General features: G+C 45.9%; 25 protein-coding genes. 10 read left to right on the forward strand and 15 right to left on the reverse strand.

All coding sequences use genetic code 11. From position 1 onward, the window contains the following. Positions 1-86: 86 nt before the first annotated feature. From rraA to priA, 7 genes are all read right to left on the reverse strand, one after another. Positions 87-608: a ribonuclease E activity regulator RraA gene (rraA, locus tag AACQ21_RS01435; RefSeq protein WP_026027418.1), complete on the reverse strand. Its 522-nt coding sequence runs from the start codon at positions 606-608 to the stop codon at positions 87-89. Between the two features lie 76 nt (positions 609-684). Continuing rightward, positions 685-1602, reverse strand: coding sequence for a 1,4-dihydroxy-2-naphthoate polyprenyltransferase (locus AACQ21_RS01440; RefSeq protein WP_105977094.1), 918 nt, complete (start codon positions 1600-1602; stop codon positions 685-687). Positions 1603-1724: 122 nt separating this feature from the next. After that, positions 1725-3056, reverse strand: coding sequence for an HslU--HslV peptidase ATPase subunit (hslU, locus tag AACQ21_RS01445; protein ID WP_013855851.1), 1332 nt, complete (start codon positions 3054-3056; stop codon positions 1725-1727). A gap of 35 nt (positions 3057-3091) precedes the next feature. Next, positions 3092-3658: an ATP-dependent protease subunit HslV gene (gene hslV / locus AACQ21_RS01450; protein WP_010317615.1), complete on the reverse strand. Its 567-nt coding sequence runs from the start codon at positions 3656-3658 to the stop codon at positions 3092-3094. A gap of 120 nt (positions 3659-3778) precedes the next feature. Further along, complete coding sequence (locus AACQ21_RS01455; protein ID WP_017043196.1) at positions 3779-4321, reverse strand: SPOR domain-containing protein; 543 nt, start codon at positions 4319-4321, stop codon at positions 3779-3781. Between the two features lie 102 nt (positions 4322-4423). Further along, positions 4424-5431, reverse strand: coding sequence for a DNA-binding transcriptional regulator CytR (cytR, locus tag AACQ21_RS01460; RefSeq protein ID WP_017043195.1), 1008 nt, complete (start codon positions 5429-5431; stop codon positions 4424-4426). Between the two features lie 305 nt (positions 5432-5736). Further along, a complete protein-coding gene (gene priA, locus AACQ21_RS01465) occupies positions 5737-7938 on the reverse strand; it encodes a primosomal protein N' (RefSeq protein WP_105977095.1) in 2202 nt (733 codons plus the stop codon). A gap of 268 nt (positions 7939-8206) precedes the next feature. Between priA and rpmE the strand changes: the two genes are divergently transcribed. Both rpmE and AACQ21_RS01475 read left to right on the forward strand, forming a co-directional pair. Next, positions 8207-8422 (forward strand): 50S ribosomal protein L31, encoded by a 216-nt coding sequence (rpmE, locus tag AACQ21_RS01470; RefSeq protein WP_010318344.1) that lies wholly within the window; start codon positions 8207-8209, stop codon positions 8420-8422. Positions 8423-8627: 205 nt separating this feature from the next. After that, the gene (locus AACQ21_RS01475; RefSeq protein WP_026027888.1) at positions 8628-9905 is read left to right on the forward strand and encodes a malic enzyme-like NAD(P)-binding protein; all 1278 of its coding nucleotides are present in this window, start codon (positions 8628-8630) and stop codon (positions 9903-9905) included. A 148-nt stretch (positions 9906-10053) separates the two neighbouring features. Here AACQ21_RS01475 and metJ read toward each other — a convergent pair whose 3' ends face one another. Then, on the reverse strand, positions 10054-10380 hold the full coding sequence (metJ, locus tag AACQ21_RS01480; RefSeq protein WP_010318342.1) for a met regulon transcriptional regulator MetJ: 327 nt from the start codon (positions 10378-10380) through the stop codon (positions 10054-10056). A gap of 393 nt (positions 10381-10773) precedes the next feature. On the opposite strand from metJ, the gene AACQ21_RS01485 reads away from it, so the two are divergent. The 3 genes from AACQ21_RS01485 (at position 10774) to metF (ending at position 15487) form a co-directional block, all read left to right on the forward strand. After that, the gene (locus AACQ21_RS01485; RefSeq protein WP_105977096.1) at positions 10774-11940 is read left to right on the forward strand and encodes an O-succinylhomoserine (thiol)-lyase; all 1167 of its coding nucleotides are present in this window, start codon (positions 10774-10776) and stop codon (positions 11938-11940) included. After that, positions 11940-14351 (forward strand): bifunctional aspartate kinase/homoserine dehydrogenase II, encoded by a 2412-nt coding sequence (locus AACQ21_RS01490; protein ID WP_017049225.1) that lies wholly within the window; start codon positions 11940-11942, stop codon positions 14349-14351. Before AACQ21_RS01485 ends, AACQ21_RS01490 begins: the two co-directional genes overlap by 1 nt. Positions 14352-14596: 245 nt before the next feature. Beyond that, the gene (metF, locus tag AACQ21_RS01495) at positions 14597-15487 is read left to right on the forward strand and encodes a methylenetetrahydrofolate reductase (RefSeq protein ID WP_094144945.1); all 891 of its coding nucleotides are present in this window, start codon (positions 14597-14599) and stop codon (positions 15485-15487) included. A gap of 118 nt (positions 15488-15605) precedes the next feature. On the opposite strand, the gene zapB is transcribed toward metF, so the two are convergent. Beyond that, positions 15606-15848 (reverse strand): cell division protein ZapB, encoded by a 243-nt coding sequence (gene zapB, locus AACQ21_RS01500; RefSeq protein WP_010318338.1) that lies wholly within the window; start codon positions 15846-15848, stop codon positions 15606-15608. A gap of 316 nt (positions 15849-16164) precedes the next feature. Here zapB and glpX point away from each other — a divergent pair, with 316 nt between their 5' ends. After that, positions 16165-17172 (forward strand): class II fructose-bisphosphatase, encoded by a 1008-nt coding sequence (gene glpX, locus AACQ21_RS01505; protein WP_013855841.1) that lies wholly within the window; start codon positions 16165-16167, stop codon positions 17170-17172. A gap of 111 nt (positions 17173-17283) precedes the next feature. Here the strand turns inward: glpX and pfkA are convergent, their stop codons facing one another. From pfkA to AACQ21_RS01520, 3 genes are all read right to left on the reverse strand, one after another. After that, complete coding sequence (gene pfkA / locus AACQ21_RS01510) at positions 17284-18246, reverse strand: 6-phosphofructokinase (RefSeq protein ID WP_026027416.1); 963 nt, start codon at positions 18244-18246, stop codon at positions 17284-17286. 260 nt (positions 18247-18506) lie between these two features. Beyond that, on the reverse strand, positions 18507-19415 hold the full coding sequence (fieF, locus tag AACQ21_RS01515; RefSeq protein ID WP_010318335.1) for a CDF family cation-efflux transporter FieF: 909 nt from the start codon (positions 19413-19415) through the stop codon (positions 18507-18509). A gap of 122 nt (positions 19416-19537) precedes the next feature. Beyond that, entirely contained in the window at positions 19538-20032 is a 495-nt protein-coding gene (locus AACQ21_RS01520; RefSeq protein ID WP_026027415.1) for a CpxP family protein, read from the reverse strand. A 186-nt stretch (positions 20033-20218) separates the two neighbouring features. On the opposite strand from AACQ21_RS01520, the gene AACQ21_RS01525 reads away from it, so the two are divergent. The 3 genes from AACQ21_RS01525 to trmL all read left to right on the forward strand — a co-directional run bounded on the left by AACQ21_RS01525 (position 20219) and on the right by trmL (position 22881). Continuing rightward, the gene (locus AACQ21_RS01525; RefSeq protein ID WP_013855837.1) at positions 20219-20905 is read left to right on the forward strand and encodes a response regulator; all 687 of its coding nucleotides are present in this window, start codon (positions 20219-20221) and stop codon (positions 20903-20905) included. Continuing rightward, positions 20905-22305: an envelope stress sensor histidine kinase CpxA gene (gene cpxA / locus AACQ21_RS01530; protein ID WP_094144539.1), complete on the forward strand. Its 1401-nt coding sequence runs from the start codon at positions 20905-20907 to the stop codon at positions 22303-22305. The genes AACQ21_RS01525 and cpxA overlap by 1 nt, the downstream gene beginning before the upstream one ends. Before the next feature lie 99 nt (positions 22306-22404). Continuing rightward, the gene (trmL, locus tag AACQ21_RS01535) at positions 22405-22881 is read left to right on the forward strand and encodes a tRNA (uridine(34)/cytosine(34)/5-carboxymethylaminomethyluridine(34)-2'-O)-methyltransferase TrmL (RefSeq protein WP_013855835.1); all 477 of its coding nucleotides are present in this window, start codon (positions 22405-22407) and stop codon (positions 22879-22881) included. Positions 22882-22977: 96 nt separating this feature from the next. Here trmL and cspE read toward each other — a convergent pair whose 3' ends face one another. The 3 genes from cspE to AACQ21_RS01550 form a co-directional block, all read right to left on the reverse strand. Further along, positions 22978-23190 (reverse strand): transcription antiterminator/RNA stability regulator CspE, encoded by a 213-nt coding sequence (gene cspE / locus AACQ21_RS01540; protein WP_013855834.1) that lies wholly within the window; start codon positions 23188-23190, stop codon positions 22978-22980. Positions 23191-23476: 286 nt separating this feature from the next. Beyond that, positions 23477-23980, reverse strand: coding sequence for an FxsA family protein (locus AACQ21_RS01545; RefSeq protein ID WP_038149154.1), 504 nt, complete (start codon positions 23978-23980; stop codon positions 23477-23479). A gap of 64 nt (positions 23981-24044) precedes the next feature. Continuing rightward, a complete protein-coding gene (locus AACQ21_RS01550) occupies positions 24045-24980 on the reverse strand; it encodes a sensor domain-containing diguanylate cyclase (RefSeq protein ID WP_181185559.1) in 936 nt (311 codons plus the stop codon). Positions 24981-25383: 403 nt separating this feature from the next. Here AACQ21_RS01550 and AACQ21_RS01555 point away from each other — a divergent pair. Beyond that, positions 25384-26131: lyase family protein (locus AACQ21_RS01555; RefSeq protein ID WP_258174222.1), on the forward strand; the 748-nt coding region annotated here is incomplete at its 3' end.

The raw sequence follows: 26131 nt of genomic DNA on the forward strand, positions 1-26131 counted from the left end.
GAGCACGTCGTGGTGAACTAAATATAAAAAAGCCAGCATTCATGCTGGCTTTATCACTTAGAAGCATCGCCTTTCAGCGCGAGAAACTACTCTTCAATCTCGTCAAGGTCATCATCTAAGTCCATATCCACATTTAAAGGCTCAGGAGATAAAATAATACCCGTATTATCAGCGTATAAATAATCTTCAGGTAGGAAAGTGACGCCACCAAAATTGACAGGCACATCCACTTCACCGATACCTTGATTGGATGCTCCAACAGGAATAGAGGCGAGCGCTTGAATGCCGATGCTCATCTCTTCGAGTTCATCCACTTCGCGGACACAACCGTAAACAACGATGCCTTCCCACTCATTTTCTTCAGCAAGAGCGGCCAATTCTGCATCAATCAGCGCACGGCGCAGTGAACCACCACCATCAATTAACAGCACCCGTCCTAGCCCATCTTGCTCTAATACTTCACGGATTAAGCCATTATCTTCAAAACATTTAATCGTCGTAAGCTGGCCAGCAAAGGATGCGCTTCCACCAAAGTTACTAAACATTGGCTCCACCACATCGACTTGGTCGAGATAAATATCACATAACGCAGAGGTGTTGTATTCCATAATGGTTCTTCTCTTGCCGAAAATTATCTTCACCGAGTATATAGGGTCATTAAGTCATTGCAATGACAAGCGACAATTAACTCGTCAGAGTTTGAGCTATAACAATTCCAACAAACAACAAGTTGGTGATCAGTGAACATTTGACGATAGCGGGCATCATAGGTGCTATCTGCGCAGGTTGATCACTCACCCACACCGCTTTACTGTGTTTTACCACTACCACAATGCTCAACAAAAAGGGCAAACTTATCCACGTTGAGCTGCTTTGCATCACTAAATACCAAGCAAAAGCGATCACCGCACCCGCCAATAGCATAAAGTGATATTGCTTGGCGCGCGTTTGCCCAAGACGTACGGCAACGGTTTTTTTTCCGCAAACTGCATCATTTTCAATATCACGCATATTATTGACATTGAGCACAGCGACCGCCAATAAGCCACAGCCTAACGCGGGTAAGAACAGGCTCGGTTCCACATGGCCGGTATGCAAAAAATAGGTTCCAGACACCCCAAGTAAACCAAAGAAAATGAATACGGATAAATCACCTAAGCCGGCATAGCCGTAGGGTTTGTTACCGACCGTGTAAGCAATCGCGGCCACAATGGCGAGCACGCCCAACCCGACAAAAGCCAGAATACTTTGCACGCTATCCAGTGCATAAAAAATCAACACCAAACCCGAGATAACCGTCAATGTGATGTTAATCAGCATCGCTTGCTTCATATCATCGAGCGTCACCGCACCGGATTGAATCGCTCTAATTGGCCCTAAGCGAGCCTCATTATCCGTACCCTTGACCGCATCACCATAATCATTTGCAAGGTTGGATAAGATTTGTAATAAAGTTGCGGTAAGCAGAGCAAGCAGCGCTACTGGCAACGAAAAATGGCCCGATGAGAAAGCTAACGCGCTGCCCGTTAAAATAGAAACCAGCGCGAGAGGGAGCGTTTTAGGCCTGGCCGCATCAAGCCAGATATGGAGCGAATTCTTCATGCAAGGTCACTGCCGTTCAAAAAAGGGGTCAGTATATACTGTTCTGCTGGCGAGTATAACACGGCAATAAAAAGCCCGTCACTTTGGACGGGCTACAAACGGTGTACTGGCCATTCGACCCGCTAAAGAATAAAGCGGCTCAAATCTTCATTCTCGACTAACTCACCTAGGCGCTGCTTGACGTAGGCTGCATCGATAATCATTGAGGAGCCCGGTTTTTCTGTTGCATCAAATGAGATTTCATCCATCAAACGCTCCATCACGGTATGCAGGCGACGTGCGCCGATATTTTCCGTGGTTTCATTCACTTTCCACGCGGCTTCCGCAATTTGAGTGATGCCATCTTCAGTGAATTCAATGTGCACCTCTTCCGTCTTCATCAGCGCAATATACTGCTCGGTCAGAGAGGCTTTCGGCTCAGTCAAAATACGTTTAAAGTCATGGCTCGATAATGCTTCAAGTTCGACGCGAATCGGCAAGCGGCCTTGCAACTCGGGGATTAAATCAGAGGGCTTCGCCACTTGGAATGCACCCGACGTAATAAAGAGGATATGATCAGTTTTAACCATGCCGTGCTTAGTCGAGACGGTACTGCCCTCAATCAAAGGTAGCAAATCACGTTGCACCCCTTCACGCGATACATCTGGACCTGAGCTTTCGCCGCGTTTACAGATTTTGTCAATCTCATCGATGAAGACAATACCGTTATTTTCAACATTAAAAATAGCTTGATCTTTCAGCTCTTCCTGATTGACCAACTTTGCCGCTTCTTCCTCAGTCAAAGCTTTGAATGCCTCTTTGATTTTGAGTTTGCGTTTTTTCTTGGTATCCCCTGCAAGGTTCTGAAACAAACCTTGCAACTGGTTGGTCATCTCTTCCATGCCCGGAGGTGCCATAATTTCAACCCCCATTTGAGGGACAGCGACATTGATTTCAATCTCTTTGTCGTCGAGCTTTCCTTCACGCAACTTTTTACGGAAGATTTGGCGAGTGTTCGAGCTCTCTTCGCCCTTTTCATTCTCTCCCCAAGCATCACGAGCTGGTGGTAATAAAGCATCTAAAATGCGCTCTTCTGCTTGCTCTTGCGCGCGAAATTGCACTTTTTCCATCGCTTGCTGGTGAGTCATTTTTACCGCGACATCGGTTAAATCGCGAATAATGGTTTCCACTTCTTTACCAACATAACCCACTTCGGTAAATTTGGTCGCTTCCACTTTAATAAATGGTGCGTTGGCAAGCTTGGCGAGACGACGAGCAATTTCCGTTTTTCCCACCCCAGTTGGACCAATCATCAAAATGTTTTTCGGCGTTACTTCGGCGCGTAAGCTCTCTTCGAGCTGCATGCGACGCCAGCGATTACGCAGCGCAATCGCCACCGAACGTTTGGCTTTATCTTGACCAATAATATGGCGATTTAATTCGTGAACAATTTCACGTGGAGTCATTTCAGACATCAGATCTTCCTTAATTCTTTACCCTAACACTGTCTTTATTTTTCGGTGGTCACTGTTTGTTGCAGTAGCAATTCCGCCGGTATTTCTAGTTCTTCGATAGTGTGGAAATGGTTGGTAAACACGCAAATGTCGCCCGCAATTTTCAGTGCTTTTTCAGCGATTTCACGTGCATCTAAATCGGTATTTTCTAATAATGCGGTCGCCGCAGCTTGGGCAAAATTACCACCCGAACCGATAGCAATCAGGTCGTTTTCTGGTTGAACGACGTCACCATTGCCCGTAATAATGAGCGATGCAGTTTCATCAGCCACCGCTAAAATCGCTTCTAGCTTACGCAGTGCTCGGTCACTACGCCAATCTTTTGCCAGCTCAACCGCAGCCTTAGTAAGATGACCTTGATGCATTTGCAGCTTACTTTCAAAGCGCTCAAACAAGGTAAACGCATCGGCTGTGCCACCTGCAAACCCTGCCAAGACTTGATTATTGTACAGACGGCGAACCTTGCGCGCATTGCCTTTCATTACGGTATTACCGAGCGATACTTGTCCGTCACCGGCGATGACAACTTTATTATTACGACGTACAGAGACGATGGTAGTCACGACAGGACCTCTTATTTGTTTTCACGATGGAGTTAGCAAATATATGAGGATGGTTGGGGAAGATTTCAAGTCACAAAAAACACTCACCGCGAATCGATTGGATGCGGTGAGTGATCGCTCTTATTGTGGTTCAGTCCAAATGGCGCACGGCTCAATTTTAGCGCGTTGTAATTTATGCTCGTCACGCTGCGCATCACGCTTATATTTGTATGGCCCTAATACCACGCGATACCAACTGCTGCCTTCCGTTTTTCGGATTTCACTTTTTAAACCCTGAAACGCGATATCAAGTTTACGGCTTTCAGCCTGTGCCGAAGTTTTGTACGCCCCACACTGCATGATATAAGGGATTTCAGACACTTTCTGTTCTTTGGCTACCACTTCCACTTCACGTTTCGGCAAGCTATCCACGTAATCCCATTTTTCCTCTGGAGGCGGTGGGATCACTTTCTCTGGCTTAGGTTTTGCGACTGGTTTTGTAGGAACCACAACCGCTTGAGGCGGCTCAGGATCACGGCTGAGTAAGAACAGCCCATAACCAAAACCGGAAACGAGCAACAGTGCCAATAAGCCACTACGCCAAGGTTTACGACGTGGAGTTGTTTTTTTCGGGGTCGGCTTTTTCGGACTACGACCGCGCCTTACATAATCTTTATTAGCCACAGAGAATTCAAAAGTTGATGGTTTGTGCCAATGTTAATGCAGTTTCCAACGACTTAATAGTGCTGAAAGAGTTGCAGCGCATCAAAAATGCGCTGCATGTGGTTAGCTTAAGCGAGGAGGCGCTGCGCTTTCTCGAATCACTAACTTGGTTTCTAATAGTCGAGAACCTGCGCCAACCTCTTGACCGCGAAGAAGATCGAGCATCATGAGCATCGCTTGACGCCCTATCTCATAGCGCGGCTGTGAGATGGTCGTTAACGGTGGATCGCAGTAGAGCGCAAATTGAATATCATCAAATCCCACCACTGAAATATCTTGTGGAACGCGCAAACCCAATTTTTTGGCTTCCTTAATGACACCGATCGCCATACTGTCATTATGACTAAAAATGGCTGTGGGTGGCTCAGATAACGCCAATAATTGGCGCAGTGCTTTAGCCCCAGCTTCAAAAGTAAAATCACCATAAGTGCAATAATTAGGGTTCATGGTAATTCCTGCGCGGCGTAAAGCTTGTTGATAACCTTGATGGCGGAACTTACACAGCGTGGCCTCTGCTGGCCCCGATATTTGCGCGATGCGTTTGTGCCCGAGCTGCGTCAAATAGTTCACCGCTTCAAACGCTGAAGTAAGGTTATCAATATGTACCGTCGGCAACTCAAGTTCTGGCGCAAATTCACATGCCATGACCATAGGTGGCAGGTTTTTTTGCTCCGGCTTACTAACATCAAACGGCAAATCCGTTCCCAGCAACAACATGCCATCGGCCTGCTTAGTAAATACGAGGTTAACTAACGAACTTTCTCGCTTTTTCTGCTGACCACTATCACCCAACAGTACTAAATAACCATGTTCCATCGCCGCATCTTCGATGCCACGAATGATCTCTGTGAAGTAAGGGTCACAAATATCAGGCACGATAGCGACAATGGTTTTAGATTCATTACGGCGTAAGTTACGAGCGAGAGAATTTGGTGAGTAACCAGCTTCCAAAACAGCATCTTCGACACGCTTTCGCGTTGAAGATGATACTTTTTCAGGGTTCATCAACGCCCTAGATACTGTGGCGGTTGATACACCTGCAAGCTGGGCAACATCCTTCATTGTCGCCATAGAAATTAACCTCTTTAAAAGTTGTTACTGGGCTGAAATCACCCGTTGTTATGTTTATAAAATCCGGTTGTAAAATCTGGTTATCCATTTTGAACGCTGAGCTGTTATTCACAGCGGATATATGAGTGATAGTCTATTCATTTCCACCCAGAAAGTTACGGTCAGATTAACAAATTTTACATAATAAGCGTGAAGCCACTCACATTAGAGAGGATTAAATAGGCTGACAAAAATAACAGTAACCTTTTTAGCACTCGATTGCTTCAATATGTTACATCTCGTTTCATCGAAAACGCTACGGAGGTTTAACTGAGATCTTGCGGTTCAATATCTAACGACCAGCGAATTTTCTTGGCTAATGGTAACAGTCCAATCGCAGGCTTAGCACTCATCAATAGTTTTTGCATTTTTGAGCGATGCTGAGTTTGCAGTAATAACTGCCAGCGATATTTGCCCGCTCTTTTCGCCAATGGGGCTGGGGTTGGCCCTAAGACTAAGCACGAATCATCAAATAACGGATGCGCTTCTAACGTATGCCTAATTTGGCGTAAAAACTCTTCCACCATCGAAGCTTGATTGGATTCCGCTTTAAACAGTGTGAGATAGGTGTAAGGCGGCAACATCGCTATTTTCCGCTCTTCTAACGCGGTTTCTGCAAAATGACGATAATCCTTTTGCAACAGTGCTTGCAGCAAACTGTGTTCCGGGTGATGCGTTTGTAAAATCACTTCGCCGGGTTTACTAGCGCGCCCTGCTCGACCTGCCACTTGAGTAAATAGCTGCGCCAAGCGTTCGGCGGCACGAAAATCACTGCTGTATAGCGAACCATCCACATCCAATAACGCTACTAAAGTCACATCGGGAAAATGGTGCCCTTTAGCGAGCATCTGCGTGCCAATTAAAATCTGATACTCACCTTGGCGAATCGATGATAAAGCACTTTCTAAACTGCCTTTACGACGCGTACTATCGCGATCAATACGCACCGTTTTATATTCGGGGAAAAGCTGCGCCAGTTGCGCTTCAAGTTGCTCAGTACCTACCCCAACCGTAACCAACTGAGTTGAACCACAACCTTGACACTGATGAACCACCGGACGTTGCGAGCCACAATGGTGACAACGCATGTCACTGCTGTATTGGTGAAAGGTATAGTACGCATCGCAACGTTTGCATTCTGCAATCCAACCGCATTCATGGCACATCAGCGCGGGCGAGAAGCCGCGCCGATTGAGAAACAGCATCACTTGGTTACCAGCGCTGAGGTGTTTTCTCATCTCAGCAATCAGCGGCGCTGATAAGCCACTCTCTAAAAACAGGCCTTTCACATCCAACACTTTGTTTTTATTAGGAACCGCTACGCCAGCACGCTGAGTTAAGCTTAAGTGATGATATTTGCCGCTCAATGCATTATGCAACGTTTCTAATGCTGGAGTGGCAGAACCAAGCACAATCGGGATCTGCTCAAGGTTTGCACGCATTACCGCGACATCTCTTGCATGGTAACGTAGGCTATCTTGCTGTTTATACGAAGCGTCGTGCTCTTCATCAACAATGATGATACCTAGGTCTGCAAAAGGCGTTAGCAGCGCTGAGCGAGTACCAATGATAATGCCCGCAATATTATCACGCGCCGCTAACCACGCGTTGAGACGCTCGGTTTCATTGAGCCCCGAGTGGACCACGGCAACTGGCACATTAAATCGCTTACGAAAGCGGTTAATGGTTTGTGGTGTTAGACCAATCTCAGGCACCAGTACCAATGCCTGACGTCCTTTTTCTAAAACGGGCTTGATTAAGTTTAGATAAACTTCGGTTTTCCCTGAACCGGTGACCCCTTCAAGTAAATAGCATGCGAAATGGTGATGGCTATTAATTGAAGCAATCGCGATCGCTTGTTCTTGGTTTAGCTTGGGCTTTTCCACATCCGCTTCAACATTTTGCGGCCAAGCCGTCAGTGTCGGCCGTTTTTCCAGTGATTCTATCCAGCCTTTCTCTTGTAAGGTTTTGAGTACGCTGCTACCTACCTCTTCATCAATAAACAGTTGATGGGGCACAGCGCCAGACTCAAGCATCGCCATCACTTTGGCTTGCTTTACCGCTCGCCCGAATCCTTGCATGAGTTGATCGCGCCCACTGGGCGTCAGTTGCCACTCCACTAAAGTCGAAAAATCGGCCGCTTTCCCTTTACGTAATGCGCCAGGCAATGCATTAAATAGCGTGTCGCCTAATGGGTATTGATAAAACTGGCTACACCACAACAGCAATTGATAGAGTTTCTCTGGCCAGACTGGCTGGCTATCGAGTACCGCTTTTAGCGGCTTTAATTGATCGACTGAAAACTCAGACTCACTGACTATAGCGGTGACGATACCCACCAGAGTTTGCCGACCAAATGGCACCGACACTCGTCCACCAACAATCGGAAACAGATGACTTGGGATCTGATAATCAAACTGCTTATCCAATGGGACAGGTAAGGCAACGCGTGCAATGGTGGGGCGCATAATCGACCGTTCGTTCTACAAAAAATGTGAAAAGACAGTCTACTGGATGCGTCACCGAAATTCGAGCTTCGTCATTGGACAAAAATGTGGCGAAAATAGCGGCGAAATGGCTTGATCCACTGAAGAGGATTCATTAATATATCGCGCCTTGATGATATGGCTTCTTGCTTGATGTTAAGCAGTCAGCGGTATCAACATTTTTTTATTAACTACGTGTGGTGTCCGGCATAGATTCGGATAGCGACGCGGCCCAATTTGAGGTTATCCCATGAAAGCTGGTATCCATCCAGAGTACAAAGCAGTTAGCGCGACTTGTTCTTGCGGCAACTCTTTCGAGTTCAGCTCAACGCTAGGCAAAGATTCTATCCACCTAGACGTGTGTGACAAATGTCACCCATTCTACACTGGTAAGCAACGTATCGTTGATACTGGCGGCCGTGTAGATCGCTTCAACAAGCGTTTCGGTGCTCTTTCTAGCAAATAATCTCTTTTTTGCTAGAAAATTAAAAAAGGATGCTTCGGCATCCTTTTTTGTTGGCATTTTTTGTATAGTTGTCAGTACGCACTGGTCTTATCTGCGACATTTTCTCCATTTTTTGATGAAGCACGTCAGGTTCCCGCCTAGGAAGTTTGAGCGACATCCATTAGAATTATGGACCTTTTCCAATCCAACACGAGCACTTATACCTATGTCTGATGACACTCACCAAGAATTAACGGCAGAAGAACAATTTCGCCAACGCGCACTCGATTACCATGCTTACCCAACCGCGGGTAAAATTGCCATTTCATTAACTAAGCCTGCCGACTCGGCTGAAGACCTTGCTCTAGCTTACAGCCCGGGCGTTGCTGAACCGGTTCGTGAAATCGCACAGAACATCGACAACGTTTATAAATACACTGCGAAAGGCAACACCGTCGCTGTGATCTCAAACGGCACGGCTATTCTTGGTTTAGGTAACTTAGGTCCGATGGCTTCCAAGCCCGTCATGGAAGGAAAAGCGCTACTGTTTAAACGCTTTGCTGGGCTTGATTCAATTGATATTGAAGTAAAACACCGCACAATCGATGAATTTGTCGATACGGTTGCCAACATCGCCGACACCTTTGGCGGCATCAACTTAGAAGATATCAAAGCACCAGATTGCTTTGAGATTGAACGCCGTCTGATCGAGCGCTGTAATGTGCCTGTTTTCCATGACGATCAACACGGCACTGCGATTGTTACCGCCGCTGGCATGCTCAATGCGATTGAACTGCAAGGCAAGAAACTCAACGAATGCACTATCGTCTGTCTTGGCGCTGGCGCAGCAGCCACCGCTTGCATGGAACTATTGATTAAGTGCGGCGCAATGCGTGAAAAAATCTACATGCTTGATCGCAAAGGTGTGATTCATACTCGTCGCGATGACATTAATGAATATAAGCAGTTGTTTGCTAATAACACCGACAAACGCACACTGGAAGATGTGATTGAAGGCGCTGACTTATTCCTAGGTGTGTCAGGCCCCAATCTGCTGCCTGCCGAAGCGCTAAAATTAATGGCCGATAAACCGATCGTATTTGCTTGCTCAAATCCGGATCCGGAAATTAAACCGGAACTCGCACGCGCAGTACGTGACGATTTAATTCTCGGCACAGGCCGTAGCGATTATCCAAACCAAGTCAACAACGTGTTGTGCTTCCCATTTATTTTCCGTGGCGCTTTGGATGTCCGTGCTAGTGAAATTAATGACCAAATGAAGCTAGCCGCAGTTGAGGCGATACGTGAACTGGCTAAAGAAGAAGTGCCGGCTGAAGTGTTGAAAGCTGCAGGCGTAAAAGCGTTAAGTTTCGGCCCTGAATACATCATTCCAAAACCGATGGACCCACGCCTACTGCCTCGTGTTGCTAAAGCGGTTGCTCAAGCAGCGGTTGACTCTGGCGTTGCTCGAATCGAGATGCCTGTCAATTACATGCAAGAATAATCACAAGCTTGAGCGGCTAAATGCCTCGCTCGAAAAAAAACCGCTGACTTTCAGCGGTTTTTTTATATTCTGAGACACAGAGCCAAAGTCACAATGGCAACTTACCCAGTATCCTCTCGATTTTATCTCGTTGTACCGCAATTACGCGCTACACTTCTTCATCATCATACGCTTCAAATTCAATGCCCATGGCGGTCATTAATGCTTTTGCTTCCGTCGGAATATCGTCTGGACGATCTTTTCTCAAATCTTCGTCGGTCGGTAAAGGTTGACCGGTATAAGCATGCAAGAAGGCTTCACACAGCAGCTCACTGTTCGTTGCGTGGCGTAAGTTATTGATTTGACGGCGAGTGCGCTCATCAGTTAATACTTTCAACACTTTCAATGGGATTGAAACGGTGATTTTTTTGACTTGCTCACTCTTCTTCCCATGTTCAGCATATGGGCTAATGTATTCCCCATTCCAGTCTGCCATTGCGCACCTTCGTTATCGTAATTGGTCGTTAAAAATTTGAAAGTTGGATTTTAGCGGGATTTACCGCCATAAGCAAAGACATATAGACGTCTAGATATATTGACGTCTTCTTTTGAGTTCAGTAAAGTGTGCCATTATCGACAAAGAGATACCCGAAATACTTGAAATTTCAGCAGAGCGGCAAGTCAAGGCAGCCAGACTATGTGATTGAAGTAGGTGAACCTAGCCAACATCGCAGCAACTTCAAGTTAGAAAGGGGATAGCAATCTCACGCACTATCGGATATAGCTAATACTCGAGACAATGGACGTTGCCATTTCGTTGTCCCCAGATAAAGCAGGAACCCCTCAATAAAAGTCAGTTTATTGAGTTTAATTAAGTAAGGAAACCGTCATGACCACTCGCAAGCCAGCCACCATCGCCGTTAGAACCGGTATTGAATCCGACTCTCAATATCATGCTGTTGTGCCTCCAATTTATCTTTCGACAAATTATAGCTTTCCTGCGTTTGGTGAAGTGCCTAAATACGATTACACACGCTCTGGCAACCCGAATCGAGGTCTGCTCGAAAAAGCGTTGTTTGAACTCGAATCGGGTCAAGGCGCGGTGGTGACTAACTGTGGCACTTCGGCGCTGAATCTATGGGTTTCCGCCTTTTTAAGTCCTGACGATCTGATTGTGGCCCCGCATGACTGCTACGGTGGCACATATCGACTGTTTAATACACGCGCCAAAAAAGGCGATTTTAAGACACTCTTTATTGATCAATCCGATCCAAACGCTTTGCAGGCCGCTTTGGCGAAAAAACCCAAATTGGTACTCATTGAAACCCCATCCAACCCATTAGTTCGCGTGGTAGATATTGCTGATATTTGCCAACAAGCACACTCTGTCGGTGCATTAGTGGCGGTTGACAACACCTTCTTAACGCCAGTCTTCCAAAAACCATTAGAGTTGGGCGCAGATTTTGTCATCCACTCCACCACCAAATTCATCAACGGCCACTCCGATGTGATTGGCGGAGTTGTTATCACCAAAACAGAGCAGCACGCTGAAGAGCTAGCATGGTGGGGCAACTGCCTTGGCTCAACGGGAACCCCTTTTGATAGCTACATGACGCTACGTGGTATTCGTACCTTAGGCGCAAGAATGCGCGTCCATGAGGAAAGCTCACGCGCCATTTTGGACTATCTGCAAAGCGAAGCCTTAGTCAAGGTCATTTATCACCCGAGTTTGCCAGAGCATCCTGGCCATGAGATTGCGAAAAAGCAGCAATCTGGCTTTGGCTCTATGCTCAGTTTTGAGTTTGCAGGCAGCTTTGAACAGCTCAAATATTTTGTCTCTCAGTTAACATTATTCTCACTGGCAGAATCATTAGGAGGTGTGGAGAGCTTAATCTGCCACCCCGCTTCGATGACTCACCGAGCGATGGGCGAAGAAGCGTTGGCCGAAGCTGGTGTTTCACAGCAGCTATTACGCCTATCGGTCGGCTTAGAAGATGCCCAAGATTTGATTGACGATCTCGCTCAAGCCTTTGCTAAAGCGAAGGAGGCCTATTAATGACTGCCCTACGTCAATTGCACAAGTTTGGCGGTAGCAGCCTTGCCGATCCTGAATGCTACAAACGGGTCGTTAATATCTTAAAAGAGTATTCTCAAGCTGATGATTTGGTGGTGGTTTCTGCCGCAGGAAAAACCACCAATCGTTTAATCGAATTTCTCGACGCTCTCAATAAAGATGGCCGAGTAGCTCATGAGAACTTGCAATCGGTCCGTCAGTACCAAATCGATTTAATCAACGCGCTGCTCGATGAAGATGCAGCGCAACCGCTCATCACTTTACTCACCAACGAAATTCGCACCTTGGGTCAGCTTTGCGCGCCCCTATCGCCAGCTCAACAAGCGGCGGTACTTGGCCATGGTGAAGTGTGGTCATCACGCTTATTGGCGGCGTTACTCAATCAACATAATCTTGCGGCTGTGGCACAAGACGCCCGCGAATTTCTTCGCGCGCAAGCAGGCACACAACCGGAAGTGGATCGCGCTCGCTCCTACCCTTTGCTGAAAGAAATTTTGGCACAACACGCGCATCACCGAGTGATCATCACAGGCTTTATGGCTCGCAGTGAACAAGGTGATACTGTGCTACTTGGGCGCAATGGCTCTGATTACTCCGCCACTATGATCGGCGCACTTGCGGAAGTAAACCGAGTAACGATTTGGAGTGATGTGGCCGGTGTTTATAGTGCCGACCCGCGCATTGTCAGTGATGCCTGTTTACTGCCGCTACTGCGTTTGGACGAAACCAACGAGTTAGCACGCCTTGCCGCCCCAGTATTGCACAGCCGAACTTTGCAGCCCGTGGCGCAAAGCACTATGGATTTGCACTTGCGCTGCAGTTATCAACCCGAAGCAGGATCGACTCGTATTGAGCGTGTATTGGCATCGGGACGCGGTGCCAAAATCATTACTTCACTTGATGATGTGCTGTTGATTGAGCTTAATTTTGCTCACGGGCATGACTTCCAGCGCCTACAAAATGATGTGCTGCGCAGCTTGCGTCGTGCTCAACTCGAACCGCTAGCTTTCGATACTCAAGCCGATCAACACCAACTGCGCCTTGCCTATACTGCTGAGATTTCAGGTGGAGCCCTAGCTCATCTGCAAGATGCCGCTTTTGAAGCAGAAATTAAACTCAAAGAAGGCTTTTCATTAGTGGGTGCTGTGGGTGCGGGAGTGACGAAAAACCCCAATCACTGCTACGGCTTTTATCAACAGCTACGTTCATCACCGATCGAGTTTATCTGTGAAGCCGAATCTGGGCTGAGTTTAGTCGCAGTACTGCGTAAAACGCCGATCACCCCCTTAGTGGTGGGTATGCACAACCAACTATTTCAGGCGCAAAAACGGGTCGCACTGGCACTGTGTGGCAAAGGCAACATTGGTTCGAGTTGGTTAAAACTCTTTGCTGAACAAAAATCAGAGTTAGAAAAACGCCATGGCATGAACTTCGAGTTGGTCGCGGTGGTCGATAGCCAAACCTATTGGTTTGATGAGCAAGGGATTGATGCGGCATCGGTTTTAAAGCATTTTGACGATGAAGCGATTGCCAGTGAAGGAATGACTTGGCTACAACGATTAAGCAATATTCAAGGATATGACGAAGCGGTTGTGCTCGATGTAACCGCAAGCAAAGAACTGGCTGATCACTATCTCAGCATTGCTGAAAATGGGGTGCACCTCATCTCAGCGAATAAAGTCGCGGGCTCTTCCTCTAGCGTCGATTACCACCAAATAAAAGAAGCGTTCGCGAAAATTAGCCGCCATTGGCTCTACAACGCGACGGTTGGCGCAGGCTTACCCATTAACCACACGGTACGTGATTTGCGTGAAAGCGGTGATGAAATCGTCGCCCTCTCTGGTATTTTCTCTGGCACTTTATCTTGGTTATTTCAGCAATTCGACGGCTCAATACCGTTTAGCGAACTGGTCGATTTAGCATGGCAACAAGGACTTACCGAGCCTGACCCGCGCAGCGATCTGGATGGTTCAGACGTAATGCGCAAACTGGTGATCCTAGCCCGTGAAGCGGGATTACATATCGAACCGGAAAATGTCAAAGTTGAATCACTGGTTCCTGATGAGCTCAAGCACCTCTCACTGGATGACTTTTTAGACAAAGGCCAACTGCTGAGTGAAAAATTAGCAGAGAGACTAACCAAAGCACAACGTGAAGATAAAGTGCTACGCTATGTCGCAAGGCTTGAGAAAAATGGCAAAGCAACGGTGGGGGTTGAAGCTTTAGAGCGTGAACACGCTTTGGCTAACCTTTTACCTTGTGACAACATCTTTGCTATCGAGAGTAAATGGTATCGCGATAACCCGTTAGTGATTCGTGGCCCGGGCGCTGGTAGAGAAGTGACAGCAGGAGCTATCCAATCGGACCTCAACTTGCTGTCAAGCTTGCTGTAACACTCCAGCTTATTCCAGATTAAGGGGCCACTAGGCTCCTTAATTTAACTGCGAAAGGATGATATTAGGTCATGCATACCGAGGTTGAGCATGACTTGAAGGTCACTCACAATCAACATGAATAATATTCATAATTACAGTGTTGACATTAAATGCTATTCAATACATTCTGTGGACATATAGACGTCTAAACGTCAACTTAAGGAATGATAGATTGGCGGAAGAACGCCACAGGGAGAAATAAAATGGGATACACGCACGCCAGTCATATTGATGCACTCAACCAGAACGTGGCTGAGCTATCAGATAATATCAATGTCTCATTTGAGTTTTTTCCACCCAGCTCAGCGCAAATGGAAGAGACATTATGGAATTCCGTTCACCGTTTAAAAACCCTGCAACCTAAATTTGTTTCTGTGACTTACGGAGCAAACTCTGGCGAGCGCGACCGCACCCATTCGATCATTAAAGAGATTAAAGATCAAACTGGCCTTATTGCAGCACCGCACCTCACCTGCATCGATGCCTCTCGCGATGAGCTGATTCAGATTGCCGATGACTACTGGCACAACGGCATCCAGAACATAGTTGCGCTGCGTGGCGACATCCCCGCTGGTGGCGGCAAACCAGAAATGTATGCTTCCGACTTAGTGACTCTACTCAAATCTCGCCATGATTTTGATATTTCTGTCGCGGCATTTCCAGAAGTCCACCCTGAAGCGAAAAGCGCGCAATCCGATCTGGTCAATCTAAAACGCAAAATTGATGCAGGTGCAAACCGCGCAATTACTCAATTCTTTTTTGATGTTGAAAGCTACTTACGATTTCGCGACCGCTGCGTAGCTGCTGGTATTGATGCTGAAATTGTACCGGGCATTCTACCGGTATCAAACTTTAAACAAGCTTCTCGCTTTGCCGCGCAAAACAACGTTAAAGTCCCCGGATGGATGGCGAAACAATTTAATGGATTAGATGATGACCCAACCACACGCCAGCTCGTGGGTGCAAGCCAAGCAATTGACATGGTTCGTATTTTAAGCCGTGAAGGCGTCAAAGACTTCCATTTCTATACGCTCAATCGCGCTGAAATGACCTACGCATTGTGCCATACGTTGGGCGTAAGACCGAAAGCATAAACTTTCTCTGCACTCATAACGCTATTATTGGTAAATGTTGCTCGTGATAAAACGCGATGATTGATTAAAAGTAACGCCGACTTGATGTCGGCGTTGTGGTATCACTTAAGCGAGCAGATTATTCCACGTCGTCCATTTTACCAAGTAAGCTACGAATACGATCTTGCCATGCATTCTGCTCTTGCTCCATTTGTTGCGCTTTTTGCTCAAGCTCTTCACGCGCTACTTTTAGCTCATTCGCTTCATTCACGAGCTGCTGTTTCTCTTCTTTAAGCTCTTCCACTTCCATTTGTAGAAGTGCGATGGTGTCAACTGCGGTTTGAATTTTTGCTTCTAGTAGTTCTAATACTTCAAAAGACATGGTGCATACCCTTAGTTATTCGGTTGAGGTGAACAAAATTTCACTTATTGGTTCATTCTACTCAGCACAGCGCTCAGAAACACTCACTATATGCAAATTTTCTCGCTATTTGGCTAAAAAATCGGCTCAACTTAACCGTCAACTCACTTAAGCGCCAAACCTAGACCGAAAAACACTTTATCTGGCCATGGATTTGCTCAATTTGAGGCTTAGCTTTGATCAAGTGCAACCCTTGTGAACTAAAAAAGCAAACGTTTACTATTTGATATGCTAAAATTCCGCCGAAATTTCCTATTCCCTTTTCTTTGGAGCTAGCATGAAACGCGATTTAGCAATGGCATTCTCTCGAGTCACTGAAGGTGCCGCACTGGCAGGTTACAAATGGCTTGGCCGAGGCGATAAAAATGCGGCCGATGGCGCAGCGGTAGAAGTCATGCGCAACCTACTCAATAAAACCGACATCCAAGGTGAAATTGTAATCGGTGAAGGCGAAATTGACGATGCTCCAATGCTCTACATTGGCGAGCTTGTTGGCCTTGGTGGCGATGCGGTTGATATCGCAGTGGATCCTATTGAAGGTACGCGCATGACGGCAATGGGCCAGTCAAACGCATTGGCTGTTTTGGCGGCTGGCGAAAAAGGTAGCTTCCTTAAAGCACCTGATATGTACATGGAAAAATTGGTGGTTGGCCCCGGCGCTAAAGGGTGCATTGACCTCAATAAGCCTTTAAAAGAGAATTTAGAAAATATCGCCGCCGCGCTGAATAAACCATTAGACACTCTAGTTGTGATCACCTTAGCGAAACCTCGCCATGATGCCACCATAGCGCAAATGCAAGAGATGGGTGTTCGCGTGTTTGCTGTGCCAGATGGCGATGTCGCCGCCTCGATCCTAACTTGCATGCCTGATAGTGAAGTCGACGTGATGTACTGCATCGGCGGTGCACCTGAAGGGGTGGTTTCAGCCGCGGTCATCCGAGCTCTAGATGGTGATATGCATGGCCGTCTGCTACCACGTCATGAAGTCAAAGGCGATACGGAAGAAAACCGCATTTACGGTGCAAAAGAGTTAGCTCGCTGCGCGGAAATGGGTGTCGAAGCTGGCGTAGTGCTGAAAATGGAAGAGATGGCCCGCAGTGATAACGTCATTTTCTCAGCTACTGGTATCACCAAAGGGGATCTGCTGGAAGGTATTACCCGCAAAGGCAACATCGCCACCACAGAAACGCTATTAATTCGTGGCCGCTGTCGTACCATTCGCCGTATTAAATCAATTCACTACTTAGAGCGCAAAGACCCAGAAGTGCGCGCGATCATTTTGTAATCCGCCAGTGCTTTGCTCTGTTTTATTTTAACGACAAAGCATAGAGAGACAAAAAAGACCGCAATGCGGTCTTTTTTACTTAATCACTTTATACCGAGATGGAAGAAGTGATTAGAATAACTCTTCAGCCACTTTATACAAATCAGTGCGAACTGGACGCTTCATATTTTCAATTGCGTCGATAATATCGTGGTGAACCAACTGCTCTTTCTGAATACCAACACAACGACCACCGTGGCCATCAAGCAGTAAATGTACCGCAAAATTACCCATGCGTGACGCAAGAACACGGTCAAACGCCGTCGGGCGACCACCGCGTTGAATATGACCCAGCACGGTAGCGCGAGTTTCACGTCCCGTTGCTTTTTCAATTTCTTTCGCCAGTTGGTTAGCATCCATCATCAACTCAGTCAGTGCAATAATGGCGTGTTTCTTACCTTTCTTAATGCCGTCTTGAACGTTCGCGATCAGTTGGTCCATATTCAAGCCAGTTTCAGGGGTGATGATATATTCACAACCGCCTGCAATCGCCGACATCAGAGTCAAATCACCGCAATGACGACCCATGATTTCAACAATAGAAATACGTTGATGAGAAGAGGAAGTATCACGTAAACGGTCAATTGCGTCGATAACCGTATTCAATGCTGTTAAGTAACCAATAGTGTAATCGGTACCTGCAATGTCGTTATCAATCGTGCCTGGTAAACCAACGCATGGAAAACCCATTTCGGTTAGCTTTTTCGCACCCATATAAGAGCCATCACCGCCGATCACGACTAAAGCATCAATACCATGCTTTCTTAGGTTTTCGATCGCTTTTTCACGTACTGCAACTTCACGAAATTCAGGGAAACGCGCAGAACCTAGGAAAGTACCACCTTTATTGATAACGTCAGAAACGCTTGAACGATCCAATTTTTTAATGCGATCTTCATAAAGACCAAGGTAGCCATCGTAAATACCAAATACTTCCAAATCAGCACCGAGTGCCGTACGAACAACACCACGGATTGCTGCGTTCATGCCAGGTGCGTCACCGCCACTAGTCAAAACACCGATCTTCTTAATCATGCTCACCCTCGATTTTTTGGGAACTTAATACTAATTTTTTACGCTGTCCGTTAGCGATAAAACCGACAGCAAAATCTTTCTAATCTGTGCATAATGTTACCTTTCCTAAAGAGGAATACTACTGTTATTTGCACGAAATTATGTAAGTTTGCTACTTATGTAAGAGTATTACAGTTTTGAGTTAATGCTTTGTTGATTCATATCAGAATCATGCTTATTTATTGTTCTTAAAAAGATAGTTAATAAGAGCGTTTTTGTCGCTACCACCCTTGTGATTTTTGCTTTTTTTCTGGTCCAAACACCACAGAATAAGGATCTTGGTGGATTAATACATCAGCTCCCGGGAAAGCCTCGAGTAGCTTATCTTCCACCTCATCGGAAATGCGATGCGCCTCAATCAAGCGGATATTGTCATCTAGTTCCAGATGTAACTGAATGAATCTTACAGGTCCAGACATGCGAGTTCTTAATTGATGCACACCCAACACACCAGCCACAGAAAGACATTCTGTGCGGATTTGCTTCAATTCTTCGTCAGGTAACTTACGATCCAATAAGGTCTGAATGGCCTCTTGTACCATACGAAAAGCACTGTAAAGAATATAAACGCCAATGCCGATCGCAAAGATGGCATCGGCCTGTTTAAAGCCAAACCAGCTCAATATGAGCGCGATCATAATCGCTGCATTCATGAACAGATCGGTTTGGTAATGCAATGAATCCGCGGCAATGGCTTGGCTGCCCGTTTTTTTCACGACATGCTTTTGGAACAACACTAAGCCAAAAGTCACTAGCATTGCAAACAGGCTGACATAAACGCCATATTCAGGAGAAGTTAATTCGTGTGGGCGGAAAAAACGGTCAACCCCATTGAGGATAAGAAAACAGGCCGAGCCTGAAATGAACATCGCTTGGGCAAGAGCCGCAAGCGATTCCGCCTTACCATGACCAAAGGCGTGCTCTTTATCTGCGGGCTGCAGTGCGTAACGCACCACAATTAAATTGACCACGGAAGCGGCAATATCAAGTAAGGAATCAATCAAGGATGCGAGTAGGCTGACCGAGCCAGTAACCCACCAAGCGATCACTTTTACTATCAGCAACAATGAGGCTACAAGGGTTGCTGTCCAGGCAGCAAGCGTAACAAGGCGTGCGTATTCTTGTTTCATATCACTAAAATCAGCTTGAGAATGAGCAGGTAGTATACCTTCTCAAATTAAGAATGAATATGACACAAAAATGAACAGGCCTCACCCGAGGCCTAGTATCAATTATTAGCGGTTATCAATGACTAGCTATTTTTTTTCATGTGCTTAGGACCATTTTCCATGCACTTCTGCATGCGATCTTGTTGTAGCGTTTGCAGTTTTGCTTTTTGTTCCGGAGTTAGCACACTCATCATGTCATGACGTTTTTCTAGCATCTTGACACGGTGAGCAACCTGTTGATCGACCATCTCTTTGGCTAGTTCATTTGCCGCTGCCGCATCAAAGTTCTCAGCGAGCACGAGAGCCTGTACTTTGTCATGGTGCGCTTTCATTTTCGCTTGGCGTTGACCTTTGTGCTCACCCTTCATCGCTTCGCGATTCGCCTCACGCATTCCTTTCAGCTTTGCTTGTTGATCAGACGTCAAATCAAGCTGCTGCATCATGCCGCGATCAAAACCGCCACACTTATCATTTGGGCCTTTATGCTGCTCTTTACCACCAAATGCAAAGACGCTTGCTGTGCTAAGAGTCAGAGGAAGTATCACCGCCGCAAGTACTAATTTTTTTGCCATTTTCATCATCTATTCCTTCACTAAGTGGATTCTAACAAGCTGTATTCACAGCGCTTGAGTGTAGAATAGGGCCTGTACGGTAAAGCAACGTATAGTGAGCGTAAAGAATCGTAAAGAGCTTATTGCTCACTGAATATCTTGCCTATTTCGCAGTAAACTGTACCCATAAATTCCCCAACGACGAGGCGACACATGGCGCATATTCTTCTGATTGATGATGATACTGAGCTCACCAGCTTACTAAAAGAAGTCTTGAGCTATGAAGGCTTCGATGTCTCTGAAGCGAATGATGGTGAGAGCGGGCTCGCGGCCATTCATGATCGCATTGATCTTGTCTTACTCGATGTAATGATGCCTAAGCTTAATGGGATGGAAACGCTGAAAAAGTTACGTGAAAACTGGCATACCCCGGTATTAATGCTCACCGCCAAAGGAGAGGAGATCGATCGCGTCATCGGTTTAGAACTCGGCGCGGATGACTATTTACCGAAGCCTTTCAGTGACCGAGAGCTGCTGGCACGCATTCGCGCGATTTTGCGCCGAACCCAAACCAGCAATGGCACCAAACATAATGAAGTCATTGAGTGCCAAGATATTCAAGTATACCCCAGCAAGCAGGAAGCCTATTGCCAAGGGCAATTGTTAGACCTCACCACCACGGAATTTGCCTTGCTGACTCATTTTGTGCAAAACCCAGGCGAAACCTTAACTAAAGAAGCGCTCAGCCTTGATGTCCTAGGAAAACGGTTGGCGGCCTTTGACCGCGCGATTGATATGCACGTCTCGAATTTACGCAAGAAATTACCTGAGCGTGTCGATGGTAAATCACGGATTAAAACGCTGCGTGGTCGTGGCTACCTCATGATTCTGGAGGATTAATGCGCCTACCTAAAATCAACAGCCTTTATGGCAGAATTTTTGCCATTTTTTGGTTTACGATGCTGCTGGTGCTGATCGCAGTATTAGCACTGCCGCACCTTGATCCTCGCAAAACCCGTGATATACCTAGCGATGAATACCAACGTCTTACACACTTAAAACAGAAAATAGAGAGTATGTTTAAAGATGAGCATGAACTCACACGTATCCTCTTTCGTTTAGAAAATAGCAGCAACAAGCGTGGTGAAGGGCACATGCGCGAGAAGAACGGCACGCCACAATTTTTTATCACAACGCCAGATGGCACGATCCTCACCACCAAAACTCAAGCCGACTTTAAATTTAAAGCACTCCAAAATTTCGTGACCAGCATTGAATCCATTGATAAGCCACAACAGAAGCTCTATGGCCGTTATATGATTTCAGGTCCATTGCCAATTACCCTTGCTAAGCAAGATCTACTCATGTTTGTCGGTATTCGCTGGAATGAGCCCCCCCCGTTCTTATTGCAACTATTTGACCGTCCGTTCGGTCTACTGCTTGCCGTGATGCTCGTCAGTACACCGCTACTCCTATGGCTCGCATGGGCATTGAGCCAACCCGCCAGCCGCCTCGAGCAAGCCGCCAAACGGGTCGCTCGCGGCGAATTTGTGGTCGACCCAAGCTTAGAAAAAGGCACCAGTGAATTTCGCCAAGCAGGAAAAAGCTTTAACCAAATGGTAGAAGCCGTCAATCAAATGATTTCCGGCCAGCAGCGATTGCTGTCGGATATTTCACACGAACTGCGCTCCCCTTTAACTCGACTGAGAATGGCCAATGCACTTGCCACTCGTAAACAAGGTAGCAGCTCAGAATTGGAGCGAATCGACACCGAAGCACAGCGTTTAGAGCAGATGATCGGTGAACTGCTGACGCTTTCGCGTATGCAAACCAATAGCCATCTCAGCAGAGAAACTCAACCGCTATCCAGTTTATGGGAGGAATTATTGAGTGATGCCCAATTTGAGGCGGAGCAGATGGAAAAAAGACTCACCTATAATGCGATTCCACCGCACACGATTTCCGGTACACCAAAACTGCTGATGAGCGCATTGGAAAACATTGTGCGTAACGCCATTTACTATGGCAAAGATGAAATCAATATTACCTTTTCGGTCGAAAAAGGCAGACTATCGGTTTGCGTGGAAGACAATGGTGAAGGCGTTCCCGAAAACGAGTTAGACGATATTTTCCGCCCCTTTTATCGTGTTTCGACCGCGCGTGATAGGCACAGTGGTGGTACAGGGTTAGGTTTAGCCATCACCGAAAGTGCCATTCGTCAACACAGCGGTACTATTCACGCAAGTCGCAGCCAATTAGGTGGGTTAAAAGTACAATTCACGCTCCCATTGGATAGTTAAATTCCACTTATGCCTATATTGCCAAATAACGGGTGACTTGTACTCAATAGGCTCGTCACCTTATACTTCCGGCCCACACTCCTTAAGAGCAGCTATACCATGTTTGATATCGCACTTTACGAACCTGAAATCGCCCCTAATACCGGAAATATTATTCGCTTGTGTGCCAATTGCGGCGCTAATTTGCATCTTATTGAACCGCTGGGTTTTGATCTAGAAGAGAAGAAAGTGCGCCGTGCAGGGCTTGATTACCACGATTTAGCGCGCGTAACGCGTCATGCCAACTTGGATGCCTTTATGGACTACCTCAATGCAGAGCGCGAAACGTACCGGATTTTTGCTTGTACCACTAAAACCACGGGGCACCACGTCGATGCGCAGTTTCAAAAAGGAGATGTGTTGATGTTTGGCCCAGAAACTCGTGGATTACCAGCGCAAGTCATCGAAAGCCTACCGATGACACAACGTATTCGTATTCCTATGATGGCAGAAGCTCGCAGTTTAAATCTCTCTAATGCGGTCGCTATTATTGCGTTTGAAGCGTGGCGTCAAATGGGCTTTGAAGGTGCGCAATAACAGCGCTAGTGCTCTAAAACGGTAAGAAGATAAATCACCAAATAGCAAAAAGGCCGCCTAGGCGACCTTTTTATTAATTCTAGATATTAGGCTAGATTACAGAACAGTTACTTGAGCTGCTTGTAGGCCTTTTTGACCGTTTTCTACGTTGAAAGACACTTTTTGGCCTTCAATTAGAGTTTTGAAACCGTCAGAAGCGATTGCATTGAAGTGTACGAACACGTCAGCGCCGCCGTTATCTTGAGTAAGAAAGCCGAAACCTTTAGTTTCGTTAAACCATTTTACAGAACCAGTTGTTTTGTTAGACATAATGTGTCCCTTTTATTTAAATTCATAAAGTTATCGCGCTTATGCGCAATGCACTGATAGATTGAATTATTTAATGTTACTAATAAGGTAAGGGAAACACTGAGGACATCAACTTTTACGATGGGATTCTGAGAATTTACTTTTACTTTTATTTTTTGTTTCATTAATAACCCCTGAACAACAGAGCGAGGTAACTATATTCGCTAACGTTGCACTAAGCAATCTATTTCGGCATTTAATTTTTACAACTCAAAACAATAGAGTAAGAAACACCATAAAAAGTCTATTATTTCAGCCTATTATGCTCATCATCTTTACGTTCAAATTCACCTTCGAAGGTTTTTCCCGTTTCAGATGGTTCAAAGTCACGATCAAATGGGGCTTTGTTATGACGGCTATCATCAAACTGCGCCTGAAAACGGCCTGATACACCATTCACCACCACTTTATTCATCAAATAGTTGGCAAGCAAAGCCCGAGGCGCAGGCAATAGCACCACCATACCAAGTGCATCGGTCAAAAAACCCGGTACTAAAAGCAGCACACCCGCCACCGCCAGCATCACGCCCTCAATAATTTGCTGCGCAGGTAGCTCACCTTGGTGCAAACGGTGTTGAACGCTAAGTAAAGTTTGTATCCCTTGACTACGAACCAATGATGCACCAACAAATGCCGTAATCAGCACCAAGGCGATAGTTGGCCACATACCTAGCAAGCTGCCTACTTGGATAAAGAGGCCAATTTCAATGATTGGCACAAAAATAAAAGCCAGAAGTAAGATTGGAAACACACGCCCTCCTTTGTTTATTGCTCTCACCTTACCGTCAACCACAGGCGACTACAACACTCAACGCTCAATCAAAGCAGACGACTTGATTACGGCCACACAGCTTGGCTTGATACAGTGCAACATCGGCTTTTTTAATCAAACTATCAAGGCCATCAACTAGTACACCTACCGAACAACCTACACTAACAGTCACAGGTACGGGCTCTCCTTGCCAATAGAACCCAAATGAAGCAATGTGGTAACGAATTTTCTCAGCTATTGCAACAACCTCTTTTGAGGCCACATCGGACAAGGCAACTAAAAACTCCTCCCCACCCCAGCGAACACAAGAGGCATCAATACCGGTGGATTGCCAAAGAATAGTGGCCACGGTACATAGCAATTGATCGCCCGCCATATGACCAAATTTATCATTGATTGCTTTAAAATGATCAAGGTCGAGCATGATAACACCCACCTCACAACCAAACTCTCTATCCTCTATCCAAGACTCTAAACCTCGCCGGTTAGTTAAATGAGTTAGAGGATCAGAATTGGATAGATGAAGCACTTCTTCTAGTGACACCTTTAATTGATGAATATTTTGAAAAGTGACGATATGCCAATCAGGTTTGCAGTCGGCTTTCATTTGAGCACTAACGGTGAACCAACGCCGCGAACCATCACCACACTGAATTAGGGCTGGCATTTCGACCACCGATTTACCCGACACCAGTGAGGAATCGATTTCTTTCCTCCACTGCTGAACCACTTCTTGTCGATACTCTGGCTCTGGATAAGCAGTCGTAAACCAAGCCAAAAGATCAGGAATATCCCGCACGGTATAACCCAATTCTTTTACAAAAGCCTGATTAAAATAGAGATGCTGTCGATTGTCATTTTCGTTAGATGATGTAAAAGTGCCACCTTGTGAAACCAATATCGGCAAGGGGATCACATCAAGTGCTTGGAAAAAATAGTTTTGAAACTGCGCTAAAGAAAGCGTTTTTTGCTGTGCCATATAGTACATCCTTGCACGAATACTCCCTTTTACTTATAAACAATATACTCAACAAAAACCTTAAAGTGATACCGACCGCACCTCATTTCCGTTAACAAAGTAAATACAATTCTCATACTGTGGACTCAATTTCAGTCATTACATCATAACTATTTAACGATTTATCAACGCGATAACTGTTTTTAAAACCTAAAAATAACGCATGTGAGTGCGTATCAAATTTTCATAAAATATTGACCTAAAAGGTGATCCACTTACTATTTTTTAAATCTAGGTTGAGTATGATGTGCCACAGAAGTCAGGACGGATTTTCCAGCCTAAAATTCTGACGAATGGATTCTTAAACTGCAGAAATGGCTAATAATTTCACTAATTATCAGAATAATTCTCTAAGGATCCTGTTATGGCTACCCTATCAGAAACGACAGCTGCTACCGCTAACTCGGCCACTCGTATCGAAGAAGATCTATTAGGTCAACGTCACGTTCCTGCTGACGCGTATTACGGCATTCATACGCTGCGCGCTATCGAAAACTTTAATATTTCAAAATCAACCATTTCTGATGTGCCTGAATTTGTACGCGGTATGGTGATGACCAAAAAAGCCGCCACGCTAGCCAACAAAGAGCTCGGCGTCATTCCAAGCCAAGTGGCTAATTATATCCTCCAAGCGTGTGACTTGATCCTAGAAACAGGTAAGTGCATGGATCAATTTCCGTCAGACGTATACCAAGGCGGTGCCGGCACTTCTGTCAATATGAACACCAACGAAGTGATCGCAAACCTTGCTCTTGAATTAATGGGTAAAGAAAAGGGTCAGTACGAGTTCATCAACCCCAATGACCACGTTAATAAAAGCCAATCAACCAACTGTGCTTACCCTACTGGTTTCCGCATTGCGGTATACAACAGCATCCTGAAACTGATTGATTCTATTGCCTATCTAAAAGGTGCGTTTGAGCTAAAAAGCCAAGAGTTCTCTGGCATTTTGAAAATGGGTCGTACTCAATTGCAAGACGCCGTACCGATGACCGTAGGTCAAGAGTTCCGCGCTTGGGCGGTCACCATTAATGAAGAGATCCGCAACCTAGAGTACACCTCTAAACTGCTGCTTGAGATCAACCTTGGTGCAACAGCGATCGGTACTGGCC

It is taken from the genome of Vibrio sp. V01_P9A10T6 (assembly GCF_963877065.1).
Taxonomy (GTDB): Bacteria; Pseudomonadota; Gammaproteobacteria; order Enterobacterales; family Vibrionaceae; genus Vibrio; species Vibrio anguillarum.